The sequence below is a fragment of the Candidatus Thermoplasmatota archaeon genome (assembly GCA_018814355.1).
In the GTDB taxonomy this organism is placed as follows: Archaea; Thermoplasmatota; Thermoplasmata; order UBA10834; family UBA10834; genus COMBO-56-21.
Window position 1 is genome coordinate 1 of sequence record JAHIZT010000124.1, and the last position, 13,563, is coordinate 13,563.

Genomic DNA, 13,563 nt, shown 5'->3' on the forward strand with positions numbered 1-13,563 from the left:
GAACGGGATGGCAGGGGATCTACGGTTCGACCCCGGCGCGTTCCAGCATGACGTGATGATGATCCTATACGAGCCAGCGATGGCCGCACGGTCGGAGCCGAATGGAACGAGTTGCATCGGAGAGGTGACCTGAGCGTCGCCACCTGATAATGCAACAGAACCGCCACTTCTATTATCGTAACCGATAACTGAGTCGGAACCGCTCAAGATGTCCTGCAATCCGTTAGTACTTCTTCTCGAACTGCCTCGAACTAGCCCGTCGCACCCTGCGCCCGGATGATGACGCATCCAGGATTAGTGTGGAATGCCAAAGGCATTCCCGTCTGACAGATAATTCCAAAATGAGCGGTCGGACCAGAATCTCACAAGTAATAAATAGCCCGAGGTGCATATGCAATTTCGTCTGACGAATGTCGGACCGAAGGGATGAGCATGGTATTTGGCACAGGCAGAAGGGATGCTCGAGAGAACGATGACCCCACCGAAGGAAGGAGGGTCCCATACAGACTAGCGTCCTATGAACACGATCAAGAGGGCAAGAGGTTCAAATCAAGCAACGTCGCGTTCAGCTTCTGGAGCGCATCGAAGTATGTGCTGATACTGTCTCTTATGCTCTGGTGGCTTCCGATGTTCGGGCAGATGATTGCCGGATATGTTGGTGGCCGAAGGGCAGGCGGTCCGTGGAAGGGAGTCCTGGCATCGATCTTCCCGGTCGTATGTCTATATGCCGTGATGACTGGTTTTGACAGCGGTTTCCTGCCGTCGCACATGCTCGGAGTCGCAATAGCACCTGCGGCCATCGGATCCGCCCTCACTCACAGCGTGCCGTTCATATCGCCGTACCTCCAGTTCTCGTCCGACTATGTCGGGTCGTTTGTCAAAGCGCTCGCTGGAGCCAGCCCATATGGCATAAACACCTACGTGCTCACGGTGGCCTTCGCCTATGTCGGCGGAGTGCTGGCTGAGCAGAACAGGAGAGAGATCGAGTTCACATCCGGATCGGTCATGTCCAACACGACCGTGTTCGTTCACGAGCCCAACGCCCACGCTCAGCGGATGGCGGATGCTCAGGGACAGCCGCGCGGCGCGTTTGCCGGTATCGGCGCGCTGCTGCACCTTCCGAGGCACCGTGATGCCTCCAGTAGTGGCGGCTTCATGTCCAGAGGTCGTGGCGATTGGGCGAACGCGGTCGAGGCGAGGTACGATGATGAGGGCGGAGAGATGGACGATCAGCATCTCCTCCCGGCGGGTGGACCGATGTGCGAACCCAGGGGCCAGGGCTTCATGAGGCAGAAGTCCCGCACGGCTTCGCATCACCACCACTCTCACCACAAGGATCCGTGGCAGAACAAGCAGAAGAGGCGCGGCGCCCCGAACTACTCGGCGAAGCCGAGGTTCAACTACCCGCAGTACGAGCACGAGCCCAGGCGCGAGACCGGGGGCTACAAGGGCGGCATGGTACGGCGGAGCAAGGACGTCCCTAGATTCACGCTGACCTCCGATCCGAAGTCGATTAGAAGGGCGGAGAAGATGATTGACAGCGAGTGGGGCGGCCACAGAAAATTCTCCTCCTTCAGAGATGACGGTGAACGCGAGGAGCCTGCGAGAGTTCCAGAAGAAACTGAGGCAGTCGCTGCTCCGCGCAGAAAAGAACACCACAACAGTCGTCAGTGGGACTCGATTTAGGCCCGAGTCCCAGGCCAAACTCTTTATGCGTCCACCGCTTCGCTCGCCCAGGAATGGGAAGAGTGGAGCGGACGATTCATGTTTTGTGAGAAGTGCAAGAGCCTTCTGTTCCCTCTGGATGGGAAGCTCGTGTGTAGGAAATGTGGAGCTGAGTACGAGCCGAACTCGAAATCGCAGGTCATCAAGCACAAGGGCAAGGACAGGGAGTTGGCCGTCATGGGAGAGATCTCGGGTACGCTCCCGACAGACGATGCCGAATGCCCTTCATGTGGGCACAATAAAGCATACTGGGTCCTCAGACAAACGAGGGCTGCAGATGAGCCCGAGACCAGGATCTTCAGGTGCGTGAAGTGCGGGCACTCGTGGCGCGAATACTAATGCTGGATGCATCCGCAAGTTTTTAAAAGACCGACTGGTTACAGGTAGGTACACGGAAGGGGGGTCAATGTTTCAGGCTAAAGCCAGAGCTGACATCTTGAAAGAGGTTGTGAATGTGGTCTCGACCCTCGTCGATGAAGCGAAGTTCAGTATGAACGCGGATGGGCTGACCCTCAGGGCAGTGGATCCGGCGCACATCGCGATGGTTGACTTGACGCTGGGCAAGGACGCCTTCGAGGAGTATAAGGCGGACGATGTGGAGATTGGCATAGACATCGACAAGCTCAGCCAATTCCTCAAGCTCGCGAGGTCCGATGACATAATCGACCTCAAGCACGACGAGGAGAAGAGGAGGCTGAGCATAGCAGTGGGGGACATCACGAGGCGGATGAGCCTCATCGACACTACGGGCATGAGCGATCCTAAGGTCCCGAGCCTGAACCTGCCCGCAACGCTCTCGGTCAAGGTCGACGACCTCGTCCAAGGAATCAGGGCCAGCGAGACAGTGTCTGACCACATTGCGCTCATCGCGGGTCCGGAGAGCTTCGAGATGACATGCGAGGGCGACATGGACCAGGTCAACTGGAAGAAGGCCAAGAAGGACATGCCCATGCTCGAGGCGCCGAGCAGCGTCAGAAGCCTGTTCCCGCTCGAGTACTTCGCAAACATGTTGAAGGCCGTCTCCGCAGGCAACGAAGTGACCATGCACCTGGGCAACGACTATCCTGTCAAGGTGGAGTTCAAGATCGCCGGCGGCAAGGGCCGGGTCAGCTATTTGCTGGCTCCGAGGATCGAGAGCGGTGACTGAGCTAAGATGCGAAACCACACCAATTCCTCAGAACTCTCTTCTGATTCATCCAGGAGATCGTGAGCGTTCCGGTTAGTTGGTCTAATATGCGCAGGATACGGATCGGGGCTCTGGCTTCGGGTGGCGGGACGAACCTCCAGGCCATTATCGACTCTTGCGAGAGAGGCGAGATCGATGGCGATGTTGTTGTGGTGATATCCAACATACCTGAGGCGTACGCTCTCGAGCGCGCGCGCAAGCACGGAATAGATGCATTCGCATTCCCACATAAGGGCGTGACGCGGGAGCAGCACGAGGCAGACATCGTAGAGTGCCTTGAGCAGCACAAGGTGGACTTGGTCGTCCTCGCGGGCTATCTGCGAATGCTCACCCCCTTCATGATCAACAAGTACCTTGGTCGGATGATGAACACGCATCCTGCCCTGCTCCCGTCCTTCGGTGGCGAGGGCATGCATGGCCTGAATGTGCATCAGGCAGTGCTCGACTACGGCTGCAAGGTGTCAGGCTGCTCGATACACTTCGTCACCGTCGATGTCGACGGCGGCCAGATCATACTTCAAAAAGCATTGCCGGTCCTAGAGGACGACACCGCGGAGACCCTGCAGGAACGTGTGCTGAAGGAAGAGCACAGGCTTCTTCCCAGGGCGATCCAGCTGTTCGCTCAGGGGAAGCTGAAGATCGATGGTCGGAAGTGCCATGTGCTCGAGACCTAGCATGTGAAAACCACTTTGAGGCTCGAATAGTTTAAGGCAGGTCAGTCAATATCCTGCGTGCGCCTGCCAGAAACGAGATGAGGGACGGACTTGGAAGTCTACGACGGAGAGTTCATCAACGAGCTCGAAACGATCGCTAAGAGGGTTAGGCTCCACTCGATAAAGATGATTTATCATGCCGGCTCCGGCCATCCTGGCGGTTCTCTTTCTTGCGCGGATATCCTCACTGCGCTGTACTTCCACGTGATGAAGCACGACCCCAAGAGGCTTGATTGGTCCGACAGAGACAGATTCGTTCTCAGCAAAGGTCATGCCGCGCCCGCATTGTACGCGGTCCTCGCGGAGGCCGGGTACTTCTCGGTGGACGAGCTGAGCTCGCTCAGAAAGATGGGAAGCAGGCTCCAAGGCCATCCTTGCATGCATAAGACTCCCGGGGTCGAGATGTCCACGGGCTCACTCGGGCACGGCCTGGCCGCAGGAAACGGGATGGCCCTAGCCGCAAAGCTGGACAGGAAGCTCTACAGGATGTATGTTGTGGTCGGGGACGGTGAGATGGATGTGGGCGAGACATGGGAGGCCGCGATGCTCGCATCTCACTACAAGCTCGACAACATCACGGTGTACCTCGACAGGAACAAACTCCAGCTTGACGGACCAACAGAGACGATCATGTCTCTCGAGCCGCTCTCGGACAAGTGGAAAGCCTTCGGCTGGCATGTGATCGAGATAAACGGTCACAACATGAAGGAGATCATCCACGCGACGAACGAGGCGAAGGCCGTCAAGGGCAAACCGACGATAATCATCTGCCACACTATCAAAGGCAAGGGAGTCAGCTACATGGAGGGCTCGCTGCAATTCCACGGCAAGGCCCCGAACAAGCAGGAATACGAGCAGGCGCTCAAGGAGCTCGGGGGTGAGAAGGCATGAAGTGGAAGGAGGAGAGCCAGAGAAAGCAGTACGGCAAGGCCCTGGTGGAGCTCGGAAAGGAGAGGAGCGACATAGTCGTGCTTGACGCTGACCTCTCGAGTTCCACGAGGACTGCGGACTTCGCGGCGGTTTTCCCTGAGAGGTTCTTCAACTGCGGCATCGCCGAGCAGAACATGATGGACACCGCGGCTGGGCTCGCGGCCTCTGGCAAGACCGTCTTCGTATCCACGTTCGCTGTGTTTGGAACGGGAAGGTGCTACGACCAGATCAGGCAGTCCATTGCCTACCCGAACCTGAACATCAAGATTGTGGCGTCTCACGCGGGCATCACCGTGGGTGGCGACGGCGCCTCCCACCAGATAGTGGAGGATATTGCACTCATGCGCGTGCTGCCCAACATGACGGTGATCGTCCCTGCCGATTCGCCCGAGACCTACAAGGCCGTGAAGACAGTAGCCAGCATGCCCGGACCAGTGTATGTCAGGATAGGCAGGTCGGACATTCCATCGATCACTGACCATGCGAGCCCGTTCGAGGTCGACAAGGCGCCGGTGATGAGGGATGGGAAGGACATCACCCTCATAGGGTGCGGCATCATGGTCTCGAAATGCCTCGAGGCCGCGGAGGAGCTGGTTAAGCACGGCGTCGACGCCAGGGTCGTCAATCTACACACGATCAAGCCCTTGGACGAGAAGACCATCGTGAGAGCCGCCAGGGAGACTGGCGGCGTCGTCACCGCCGAGGAGCACTCCGTGATGATGGGCATGGGCAGCGCTGTCGCAATGGTCCTTGTGGAGAACTTCCACGTGCCGATGAAGAGAGTCGGCATACCCGATGTGTTCGGGGAATCGGGAGCGTGTGACGAGCTGATGGGCAAGTACGGTCTGACGGTCGACAACATCGTGGAGGCCGCCCACGACGTTCTGAAGAGGAAGAAGTGAAGGTGGATCCGACATGAAGATATTCATAGACACCGCAAACCTGGAGCAGATCAAGGAGGCCAACAGCTGGGGCATCTTGGACGGCGTCACGACCAATCCGACGCTCGTTGCTAAAGAAGGCTGCGAGTTCGAGAAGAGGGTGAAGGACATCTGCGAGATAGTGGACGGGCCTATCAGCGCCGAGGCAGTGTCGATGGACTCGGAGGGCATGATCAAAGAGGCCCGCCAGCTGTCGAAGATACACAAGAACGTCATCGTGAAGATACCGATGACTGCCGAGGGGCTCAAGGCGGTCAAGGTCTTATCGAAGGAGGGCGTCAAGACGAATGTGACGCTCGTGTTCTCGCCGAACCAGGCCCTCCTGGCAGCGAAGGCCGGGGCGACTTACGTTTCACCGTTCGTGGGCCGCCTGGACGATATCAGCCACAGCGGCATGGACCTGGTGAGAGACATCGTCACAATCTACAGGAACTACGGATTCAAGACCCAGGTCATCGCAGCGAGCATGCGACATCCTGTCCATGTGACCGAGGCTGCGCTTGCGGGCGCCCACGTCGCCACTATCCCCTACGATATCCTGAAGAAGATGCTGAAGCACAATCTGACGGATGAGGGCATCCAGAAGTTCCTCAAGGACTGGGAGAAGGTCCCGAAGAAGAAGTGACCGCGCGGGCCGATGCTCTCTAGTTGATATAGCTGGCCGTGCTCGACCTGTCGAACCCTTTCACCAGTTCCAGCTGGTAATCTTCCTGAGGCTGCCAACCGTAGACCGGGTAGACGAGCTTCGGGACGAACCTTGAAAGGTCGGCTGCGAACTGCGTGACCGGGTGGTCCTTGCCGAAGGTGGAGGCGCTTATCTCGTACGCCTTCGCCCTAGTGGCCGTCTCGTCGATTATCCCCAGCGTGTGAAGATACTCGTGCAGCAGTATGTGGAACACGTAAGGTTTGTACAGCGCGGGATCTGTCTCCTTTATCCGTCTCAGGGGGAGGCTGTTCATCACGATTATGTTGGTGGCGACCGGGTAGAACGCACCTACGAACCCCTGCGGCCCCCCGCCCAGGTTCGCAAGGCCGAGCATCAGCCCCGCCCTCTCCTTTCCAGTGCTTCTCCTGACCACGCTCTTCACAAGCTCGAAGATGTCCGTCAAATCCTTCGCGGACTTCAGTACCTCATCAACTGATGTCTCTGGTTTCACGGGTGACTATTGGGCGTTCGATGCTTATAGACACATCGCCTGACAGACAGATGCCTATTGAAGGCGAGGTTTGGACAATGCTGAAATACCGACCAGGGCTCTTTGGCACTCGTGCGAACAGAGGTGCTGGTCGTGGGCGGGGGTCCCGCAGGCTCGACTGCTGCGAGACTCCTGGCAAGAGATCATGATGTTGTCATAGCTGAGGAACACCACGCTCCAGGCGAACCGCTCCAGTGCGCTGGTCTGGTGACTCAGAGGGGTGTACCGATGTTCTCCAGGGAGAGCGTCCTTGGAGAGGTCAGGGGCGTCAGGATCCACTCCCCCCTCGGGTTCATGCTCACTCTTGAAGCTAGGAGCTCGCGCGCGTATGTGTTGGACAGAACGCTATTCGACAGGATCATGTTTCACAAGGCAGTGGACGCCGGCGCTGTGCCCAAGGTGGGCGCATGCATTAGGTCCGTCGCGGACCATGGACATGAGGTTCGTTCCGAGATGCGGGCCGATGGAATGACGGAGTCGGTGAACTCGAAGATCGTGATTGGAGCCGACGGCTATAAGTCGATTTGCAGGAAGGCGTCGCGGCTCCCGCCTCCAAGGCACATGCTCACAGGCATACAGGTGGACCTGAAGGGCGTGGAGGCGGATCCCGAGTTCGTCGAGATCTATCTTGGAAGGGATGTTGCGCCAGGGTTCTTTGCATGGACGATTCCAGCAGCCGATCTGGTAAGGGTGGGCCTGTGCACCTGGGATGCGGGGGACATTCCGGCGATGTATCTCAAGAGACTCTTAGCTAGGCCGCAGTTCAGGCACGCAAAGAAGGTCTCGACGGCTTCTGGGAAGATACCTTTGGGTGCTGGCAGGTCAGCCGTGAGCGGAGGCATAATGCTTGTCGGGGATGCCGCCTGCCACGCGAAACCCCTGTCTGGCGGAGGGGTCTACACGGGGGTGAGGGGAGCGGAGCTCTGCGCAGATGCTGCGGGCATGTTCCTGGAATCCCGTGGCAGGACATCTCTTGCCGAGTATGACTCTCTATGGAAGGACGAGTTCGGGAAGGAGCTCTCAAGGGCGTTCAGGATCAGAAAGGTCTTCCTGAACCTCACGGACAAGAAGATAGACAAAGCCCTGAGGATCTTTGCTCAGCCGGGCGTGAAGAAGCTCTTAGAGCAGAAGGGAGACATCGACTACCCAACCTCGATCTCTTCATCTGTCCTCAGACTTGTCCCGAAGCTCGCGCAGTTTTCCCCTCAGATAATAGAATCTCTGCTCTAGCTTCGGGTATCTGCCCGGGTTGTCTAGGACGTAGAAATAGAGCGCTGCAAACGAGAGACCACCGATGCTTCCCACGAGCACGGCCAGGGGCCATCTCGGTATGGGGATCTTGATCCCGAAGGAAGAGTCCGGAAGCAACCCGTCCACACCTATCGACTTGAGGTAGGTCGTGTTCACAATCGGATCTCCGGACGAGAACGAGACAGCAGTGTTCCATTGTTCGTCCGTGAAGAAACCTCTTGACTTGAGCACCACCTGGGTACCGGTCGGGGAGCTGAACGTCAGATTGAACCGCACGAAGTACGTGCTCTGTGAAAAGTAGGAACCGTGTGGCGTCTTTCTGGAGGTTTCGATCGGGAGATCCACCCTTGTCGTCGTGTTCGCGCCTATTCTTGGTAGGAAGATCGAAAGTTGGATCGAGTCCCCTCTGATCAACGGAGGATGCGGAAAGGTCGATGTGACATTCTCCGTCTTCTCCTGGGTCGAGTAGCGATATATGCCCACAACGAGCGTGAAATCGATCATCACCTCCGGTGAATCGTTATCGTAATAGGGGTTGGTGAAGTTGAACGAGAAGTCCACGGTCGTCCCCGGGGACACCACAGGCGTGATGAATCCGCTCAGGATGCTGTTAGCGTACTTCGGGCTGCCGGGGTTTGTGGGGAATTCGGCCGATGCGAGGCTCGTGCAGATCAGCAGTGCGGAAACAAGAGCCGTCGATGTGGCCAGCACGAGTCTCATCCCTGCTGTGAAGTCTGAGACTGACTATATGACTTTCGGTCAGGCGGCTGGACGCTTTGCAGGAAGCGTTAATATCTGACCGGCCATTGCGAACAGTGTGCTGGCAGTAAGGGTAAGACGGTCAGAAGCAGAGTCCCTCAGGAAACGGCTTGCCAAGGATCATCTTGTGGACAAGACCAGGACGATCATCGACGATTCGGACGGCGTGGTCATTCCTCTCGTGGCTCTTCCGAGCGCATCCCTTCTGACGTCCTTCGATACCAGCATCGTGGAGAAGGATTTTCCCTCCAGGAGCTGCAGGATCGACCCCATCGTGAAGGTCCGCCAGGCAGCACAAATACCTGATGAGTTGAAACCCTTGCTCCCGAGCAAATGGGAGCGGTTCGGGGATATCGTTGTCATAAGGCTCGAGGCTGAGCTGGATGGCTACGAACACGAGATCGCCCAAGCGTATGCTGCCGTGCTCCAGCTCAAAACCGTTCTAAGGGACGTGGGAGGTATCTCGGGAGACCTGCGACAGCCGGTCATAAGACGACTGTTCGGAACGGACACGGTCGCCACGCACCTGGAGAATGGGGTCCGCTACAGGTTCGATGCTGCTCAGATCATGTTCTCATCCGGCAACACAGAGGAACGACAGCAGATGGCGGATCTGAAGTGCGATGGCGAGACCATTGTGGACATGTTCGCAGGCATCGGTTATTTCTCCCTCCCGCTCGCAGTGTACCAAAGGCCGAAGAAGGTCATCGCATGCGAGCTCAATCCACTAGCCTGCGGATATCTCGTGGAGAACATCTCGCTCAACGAAGTCCAGGGAAAGGTCGACCCCTTCCAGGGTGACAACAGAGATCTTCCAGGGGAGGCCTTTGCGGACAGGGTGATCATGGGTTACGTTAAGACCACGCATGAATTCCTTCCGAAGGCAATGACTATCTTGAAGGACGGCGGCATCATCCACTACCATGAGACCTGCCCCAACGCGCTCCTGCCGGAACGGCCGCTCCGGAGGCTGTCCGAGAGTGCGAAGGGGGGCAAGGTCGAGGTGCTCAGGATGAAGGAGATAAAATCATACGCACCGGGCGTCTCACATATCGTCGTTGACGCCAAGATAACTAGGCCTTCTTGACCTCATCCGTGCACCCGGCCTCTCTCAGGAAGGTGGCGAAGGCATCGTGGTGTTCCTCCGGGTCCTCGCTCTCGAGGAGCTTCTTTGCGAATGTCTGGAGGTGTTTCCCGTACTCCTTCTCCTCGTCTGTGAATCTCCAGGCCTTGTTCATCACGCGCAAGGCGAGATAGAACGCATGGGTCATCGACCTGATCCTGTGGTCGTTGGACTTGTTCGAGTCAAGCACTGATATGGCTCCCGCCTGACCTCGGGTCTTGTACTCCCTGGCTACCTCGTCGGCGAACTCTCCATACTGTGACAGGCAGGAATATTTGGGTATCCGCGCGGAGATCGCTGCGTGCTCTGCGTCCCTGAGTGCGGAACGAATGACCTTCAACGGGGATTTCTCGGACTCGTCGTCGTCCTTGTAGTACTTCTCCGCGAGCTCTTTGGACACTACCGCTCTCAGTGCGTCCGTTCCGTTGGTCGTCCAGTATTCCGAAAGCAGTTTGTTGACCGAGTTTCCTGGTTCCACGACGATAGGGTGGTCTATACCAGATAGGAGACCGATGACCGCTCTCTTCTCCATTTCGTCTGCAGTCAGCTCTTTGACGAACGACTCCACATCCTCTCCGAAGCACTTGTCTCCTTTGACATAGACCTTCTTCTTGAGATCGGTCATGGACTCGAGAACGGCCTCCATGTGCTTCTCGATCAGAGCCCTGTTGTCAAGCTCGCCAGAGGAATACTTCTCGAGCAGGTCCTTGGCGACTGGCCTGTTGAGCAACTCCTCGCAGCCGGTCTTGCCATTCACGACATTGAGGGGTCTCACGACCGAGATCTCGAACTCGTTCAGGACTTTAGGGACAGCCATTCCCTCTGCGATCTTCGACAGCGTGTTCTTTGTCTTGCTCACACACTGGTCGCAGAGAAGTATCTTTCTGTCAGCGCTGACCCAATCGAATTCCAAGTGGTTGATAGCAGATGGATTGTGCGGGCAGGAGTAAGTGTCTCCCTGCAGCCTCCCTGCTCCAATGGATTCGGCCGCCAGCCTGACATACTCCTGAGGTGGCCTCGCGACCTTCCCAGTGCATATGAAGTTGTCTCCGTAGGAGTAGAAGTGGAGGCCCTTCTTGTGCACCAGGTCGAGCACGCTCAGAACGCGCCATTTTGGAGAGTCGAAGTTCTGAACCCCCATGAGCTTCTCTTTGTCCGTCTTTCCCCTGAGGGCGTATGTGATCGTACCGCCAGAGTATGTGGCGGTCGCGAGGTAGGGCGTTTTCTCCTCATGCACGAGGCCTATCGTGGCCGCATATGCCCTCGCGAGCTTGTCACCGCGTCTGGCAAGCTGGGCGAGTTTTCCCTGATCATCCTTGTACTTCTGTATCTTCTCAATGCGTGCCTGGGTCTTCTTGAACGGACACGAGCCACAGTCCTCAGAGCACTCGGGGATGATCAGCTCAGGGTCGTCCATGAGCATCTTGGCCTTCGCGAGTAGGTCCTTCTCCATGACCTTCGACGCGATTCTTGCTTTCACCCTGAGTCTGGGAATACCCTTCTTCTTAGCCATGGCGATTTCGGTCTCTAATTAGATGTCATGGTAATAGTTTTTGCGAGCATACCTCGCCCGCTCCAATCCGGAAAAGGTTATTAGTCTGGCCATGCCATAAGGAGAAACAGCAAAAGCGGATGCGATAATGAGCGCCGAAGATGACTCCGCCAGAGGCTACGTCAAAGGGTTTCAGGAGGGCCTCCAGGAGGCTTGGGACGAGATAATCAAGCTCTCCACGAAAGGCTACACCTCCAGAGAACTCCAGATCATGGCCAAGACGAAGAGATCGATGCTCTTCCAGAAGGTCCAGCAGAAGGTGGACGAGCTCGAAAGGGCCCTCGGCAGGAAGTTGTCGGTCCCGGATGTGGCTTCACATGCCCAGCCGGCGCAGCCAGTCCAGTTGATATCTGGCTGGAGCTATGTCATCAAGGAGGAGAGGCCTGAGAAGAGTTTCGCCCTGTTCACTGCTCTCATCGCCAAAGGTGGAAGGGGACTGTGCATCTCGCGGACCCATCCTGACACTCTGAAGCAGAAGTACAAGTTCGAGGCTGAGGCGCTCTGGCTCACGAAGACAGAGACCGCCCAGCCAGCGGCCGGCGCCAAAGGTGTCGAATACGTTTCCCCCAACAACCTTGCGCATCTAGCGTCTGCGATCAGGGAATTCTTCGCGAAGGGCCCGGACGGGGCTGTCATAATCGAAGGGCTCGAGTACCTTACGACTCAGAACGATTTCAGAAGCGTCCTCAAGTTCATACAACTGATAAACGAGCAGGTCGTTCTCGACAAGGGATATCTGTTTGTACCTGTCGATGAGGCGACGATGGACCCGAAGGACTTCTCATTGATTGAACGAGAGATGAGCCAGGTGCTCTAGCGTCTCCTGGTTTCGACTATAGCGTTTGAGCAGACGATTCCTGAGATGAGAGATGTGGCCTCGCCGGGATATCACTCTGAACTTCACCCGCAGCAATTGTTGGGCCTTAAGCTGGCTTGACCTTGTCTCTGATGTACTTCATGTAGACTTCGGAGAACATGCCCACCTTCGGGTCGAACTCCGTGCAAGGAAATTTCTCGCAATCCGAACACATGGATACTCCGTGCTTCTCGGCGCAGTTCAGCTGGGTGCACCATTTCAAGTTCCCATCTCTAGCCCTCTTGTCGGCCTGGTACCTGCAGCCAAGGCATATGCCCTTCTTGTATGCGAGGCAGAAGCCACAAAAGAAGCCGCAGGGCCCCAAGAGGTTAGCGTCGATTGACTTTCTCTTTCCCGCACTTGCGTGGGAGCCACTCTTCATGGCTAGTGCAATGCGTTGTGACATATCGAATGTTGCTCTGGGGAGTGGCGATGTGCTCCCGCCGGGATTTGAACCCGGGTATCCAACTCGAAAGGCTGGAATGATTGGCCGGACTACACTACGGGAGCTTCCTGGCAGTCCATATGCCTTTTCGGCCCTATGAGATGTTTCTATATAATGGTTCTCGGAGGCCAGCAGGCCGGTTCAAGCCCTAGCGCCACACGAACCAAACATTAATGCTGGACCCGTGGATTCCTGCCACTAGATGGACGCACCCAAGGGTAAGTCGAGCGCTGCGGAACTCACAAGGAAGTATATCGATCGCCACCCCAGCATACGGGACTGCATCAGCAAGGATCTGGTGAACTACTCTTCCCTCTCGCGTCTCATCATGAAGGAGCTCGGGGTGAAGAACGAGGAGGCGGTGCTCGCAGCGAGCCGCAGGTACGCCATGAAGCTCGCCAAGACCGACTCCGAGGGCGCCATCATGGACCTCCTGGAGCGCAGCAGGCTCGAGCTCAAGACGAAGATATGCATCGTCGCGGCGAAGAACGAGTGGATCGTGCTCAAGAACCTCGAGGATGTCGTCAAGAGGCTCTTGGCGGACAAGAGCACTATGCAGGTTCTCCAGAGCGCGAACGCAATCACCGTGATCTCGGAGGACAGGCATCTGTCCGCGATTGTGAAGGCGATAGGCCAGGACCATATCATAAGCGTCAAGGAGAACTTGGCAGAGATAACGGTCAAGAGCTCGCCCGCGATAGAGGAGACTCCCGGCGTTTTCGTTTATATGATGGGCATGCTCTCAGAGCAGGGCATCAACCTTCTGGAGGCTGTGAGCTGCTACACGGACACGATCTTCATAGTCAGCAGAGAGGACATGATGCGCGCGTTCGACATACTCTCATCATGCATCGAGGACAAGATGGTCCCCGAGAACTCGAGTTGA

The 13,563-nt window shown here is 56.8% G+C and carries 15 protein-coding genes and 1 tRNA gene; 11 read left to right on the top strand and 5 right to left on the bottom strand.

All coding sequences use genetic code 11. The features are described 5' to 3' along the window. Positions 1-432 precede the first annotated feature (432 nt). From KJ653_09210 to fsa, 7 genes are all read left to right on the top strand, one after another. On the top strand, positions 433-1,686 hold the full coding sequence (locus tag KJ653_09210) for a hypothetical protein (protein MBU0686005.1): 1,254 nt from the start codon (positions 433-435) through the stop codon (positions 1,684-1,686). A 78-nt stretch (positions 1,687-1,764) separates the two neighbouring features. Continuing rightward, entirely contained in the window at positions 1,765-2,064 is a 300-nt protein-coding gene (locus tag KJ653_09215; protein ID MBU0686006.1) for a transcription factor S, read from the top strand. Positions 2,065-2,131: 67 nt separating this feature from the next. Then, complete coding sequence (gene pcn / locus KJ653_09220) at positions 2,132-2,872, top strand: proliferating cell nuclear antigen (pcna) (protein MBU0686007.1); 741 nt, start codon at positions 2,132-2,134, stop codon at positions 2,870-2,872. An 86-nt stretch (positions 2,873-2,958) separates the two neighbouring features. Then, complete coding sequence (locus KJ653_09225; protein ID MBU0686008.1) at positions 2,959-3,585, top strand: phosphoribosylglycinamide formyltransferase; 627 nt, start codon at positions 2,959-2,961, stop codon at positions 3,583-3,585. Positions 3,586-3,675: 90 nt separating this feature from the next. Further along, positions 3,676-4,515 carry a transketolase gene (locus KJ653_09230; protein MBU0686009.1) on the top strand — a complete coding sequence of 280 codons (840 nt, stop codon included), beginning with the start codon at positions 3,676-3,678 and terminating at the stop codon, positions 4,513-4,515. Beyond that, positions 4,512-5,456 carry a transketolase family protein gene (locus KJ653_09235; GenBank protein MBU0686010.1) on the top strand — a complete coding sequence of 315 codons (945 nt, stop codon included), beginning with the start codon at positions 4,512-4,514 and terminating at the stop codon, positions 5,454-5,456. Before KJ653_09230 ends, KJ653_09235 begins: the two co-directional genes overlap by 4 nt. A 13-nt stretch (positions 5,457-5,469) precedes the next feature. Then, positions 5,470-6,120 (top strand): fructose-6-phosphate aldolase, encoded by a 651-nt coding sequence (fsa, locus tag KJ653_09240; protein MBU0686011.1) that lies wholly within the window; start codon positions 5,470-5,472, stop codon positions 6,118-6,120. Between the two features lie 19 nt (positions 6,121-6,139). Here the strand turns inward: fsa and KJ653_09245 are convergent, their stop codons facing one another. Continuing rightward, on the bottom strand, positions 6,140-6,652 hold the full coding sequence (locus tag KJ653_09245) for a hypothetical protein (GenBank protein MBU0686012.1): 513 nt from the start codon (positions 6,650-6,652) through the stop codon (positions 6,140-6,142). A gap of 111 nt (positions 6,653-6,763) precedes the next feature. Between KJ653_09245 and KJ653_09250 the strand changes: the two genes are divergently transcribed. Continuing rightward, positions 6,764-7,921: a geranylgeranyl reductase family protein gene (locus KJ653_09250; protein ID MBU0686013.1), complete on the top strand. Its 1,158-nt coding sequence runs from the start codon at positions 6,764-6,766 to the stop codon at positions 7,919-7,921. Here the strand turns inward: KJ653_09250 and KJ653_09255 are convergent. Further along, positions 7,853-8,662: a hypothetical protein gene (locus KJ653_09255; GenBank protein ID MBU0686014.1), complete on the bottom strand. Its 810-nt coding sequence runs from the start codon at positions 8,660-8,662 to the stop codon at positions 7,853-7,855. The genes KJ653_09250 and KJ653_09255 overlap by 69 nt on opposite strands. 97 nt (positions 8,663-8,759) lie before the next feature. On the opposite strand from KJ653_09255, the gene KJ653_09260 reads away from it, so the two are divergent. After that, on the top strand, positions 8,760-9,788 hold the full coding sequence (locus KJ653_09260) for a class I SAM-dependent methyltransferase family protein (protein ID MBU0686015.1): 1,029 nt from the start codon (positions 8,760-8,762) through the stop codon (positions 9,786-9,788). Here KJ653_09260 and KJ653_09265 read toward each other — a convergent pair. Beyond that, positions 9,775-11,337 carry a hypothetical protein gene (locus KJ653_09265; GenBank protein ID MBU0686016.1) on the bottom strand — a complete coding sequence of 521 codons (1,563 nt, stop codon included), beginning with the start codon at positions 11,335-11,337 and terminating at the stop codon, positions 9,775-9,777. The genes KJ653_09260 and KJ653_09265 overlap by 14 nt on opposite strands. 127 nt (positions 11,338-11,464) lie before the next feature. Between KJ653_09265 and KJ653_09270 the strand changes: the two genes are divergently transcribed. Beyond that, positions 11,465-12,193 carry a DUF835 domain-containing protein gene (locus KJ653_09270; GenBank protein ID MBU0686017.1) on the top strand — a complete coding sequence of 243 codons (729 nt, stop codon included), beginning with the start codon at positions 11,465-11,467 and terminating at the stop codon, positions 12,191-12,193. 106 nt (positions 12,194-12,299) lie between these two features. Here KJ653_09270 and KJ653_09275 read toward each other — a convergent pair whose 3' ends face one another. Both KJ653_09275 and KJ653_09280 read right to left on the bottom strand, forming a co-directional pair. After that, entirely contained in the window at positions 12,300-12,614 is a 315-nt protein-coding gene (locus KJ653_09275; GenBank protein ID MBU0686018.1) for a DUF3795 domain-containing protein, read from the bottom strand. 53 nt (positions 12,615-12,667) lie between these two features. Continuing rightward, positions 12,668-12,742: transfer RNA gene (locus KJ653_09280), tRNA-Glu, on the bottom strand. A 137-nt stretch (positions 12,743-12,879) separates the two neighbouring features. Here KJ653_09280 and KJ653_09285 point away from each other — a divergent pair. After that, a complete protein-coding gene (locus KJ653_09285; protein MBU0686019.1) occupies positions 12,880-13,563 on the top strand; it encodes an ACT domain-containing protein in 684 nt (227 codons plus the stop codon).

What these genes read in the sequence shown, in the direction of transcription:
- KJ653_09210 (MBU0686005.1), top strand. Translation starts at nt 433, where the DNA reads ATGGTATTTGGCACAGGCAGAAGGGATGCTCGAGAGAACGATGACCCC.
- KJ653_09215 (MBU0686006.1), top strand. Translation starts at nt 1,765, where the DNA reads ATGTTTTGTGAGAAGTGCAAGAGCCTTCTGTTCCCTCTGGATGGGAAG.
- pcn (MBU0686007.1), top strand. Translation starts at nt 2,132, where the DNA reads ATGTTTCAGGCTAAAGCCAGAGCTGACATCTTGAAAGAGGTTGTGAAT.
- KJ653_09225 (MBU0686008.1), top strand. Translation starts at nt 2,959, where the DNA reads ATGCGCAGGATACGGATCGGGGCTCTGGCTTCGGGTGGCGGGACGAAC.
- KJ653_09235 (MBU0686010.1), top strand. Translation starts at nt 4,512, where the DNA reads ATGAAGTGGAAGGAGGAGAGCCAGAGAAAGCAGTACGGCAAGGCCCTG.
- fsa (MBU0686011.1), top strand. Translation starts at nt 5,470, where the DNA reads ATGAAGATATTCATAGACACCGCAAACCTGGAGCAGATCAAGGAGGCC.
- KJ653_09255 (MBU0686014.1), bottom strand. Translation starts at nt 8,662, where the DNA reads ATGAGACTCGTGCTGGCCACATCGACGGCTCTTGTTTCCGCACTGCTG.
- KJ653_09265 (MBU0686016.1), bottom strand. Translation starts at nt 11,337, where the DNA reads ATGGCTAAGAAGAAGGGTATTCCCAGACTCAGGGTGAAAGCAAGAATC.
- KJ653_09270 (MBU0686017.1), top strand. Translation starts at nt 11,465, where the DNA reads ATGAGCGCCGAAGATGACTCCGCCAGAGGCTACGTCAAAGGGTTTCAG.
- KJ653_09275 (MBU0686018.1), bottom strand. Translation starts at nt 12,614, where the DNA reads ATGAAGAGTGGCTCCCACGCAAGTGCGGGAAAGAGAAAGTCAATCGAC.
- KJ653_09285 (MBU0686019.1), top strand. Translation starts at nt 12,880, where the DNA reads ATGGACGCACCCAAGGGTAAGTCGAGCGCTGCGGAACTCACAAGGAAG.